This window comes from Mesorhizobium sp. M7A.F.Ca.US.005.03.2.1 (assembly GCF_003997795.1).
Classification (GTDB): Bacteria; Pseudomonadota; Alphaproteobacteria; order Rhizobiales; family Rhizobiaceae; genus Mesorhizobium; species Mesorhizobium ciceri.
In genome coordinates this window covers 1-622 of record NZ_RZRP01001515.1, presented here as the reverse complement: position 1 = coordinate 622, position 622 = coordinate 1, and the positions used below count along the sequence as shown (strand labels likewise).

General features: G+C 62.5%; 2 protein-coding genes. Both read right to left on the bottom strand.

Annotated elements, in window-relative coordinates:
* A partial coding sequence (locus EN991_RS38820) for a 50S ribosomal protein L18 (protein WP_281058865.1) occupies nucleotides 1-177 on the bottom strand: 177 nt, incomplete at its 3' end.
* Nucleotides 178-315: 138 nt separating this feature from the next.
* A partial coding sequence (locus tag EN991_RS38815) for a 50S ribosomal protein L6 (RefSeq protein ID WP_127370663.1) occupies nucleotides 316-622 on the bottom strand: 307 nt, incomplete at its 5' end.

The following is a 622-nucleotide window of genomic DNA, read 5'->3' as shown; positions in this document are numbered from 1 at the left end:
GTCCTTCTCGAGCGTCGAAGCGGCGGCGATGGTGTGGCCCTTGGCGTCGTCGATGACCTGCACATAGATGTTCTTCGACGTGCGGTGGACCGACAGACGCGGACGCTCGCCGGCGACCTTCTTGATCTGACGACGGACGCGCTGCGCGCGGCGCTGCGTGGATTCCTTGGTACCCATGATGGTCTTCCTTGCCTTCAAAAAACGGGGGCCGCCATATGCGGTAGGCGAAAGCGCCTCCCGCGACCGCTCCCCGCGGCGTTACACTCTTGGCTTGGCCCTTTCCGAAAAGTCTTCAACTTCTCGAGGCCAGGCCTACTACTTCTTCTTGCCTTCCTTGCGGACGATCTTCTCGCCGGCGTAGCGGACGCCCTTGCCCTTGTAAGGCTCGGGACCACGATACTCGCGGATCTCGGCCGCAACCTGGCCGACCTGCTGCTTGTCGATGCCGGCCACGGTGATTTCAGTCGGCTTCGGCACGGTGATGGTGATGCCCTGCGGCGTCTCATAGACGACGTCATGGCTGAAGCCAAGCGCCAGCTGCAGGTTCTTGCCCTGAAGTGCCGCGCGATAGCCGACGCCGGTGATCTCGAGCTTCTTCTCGAAACCGTCCTTGACACCCTGC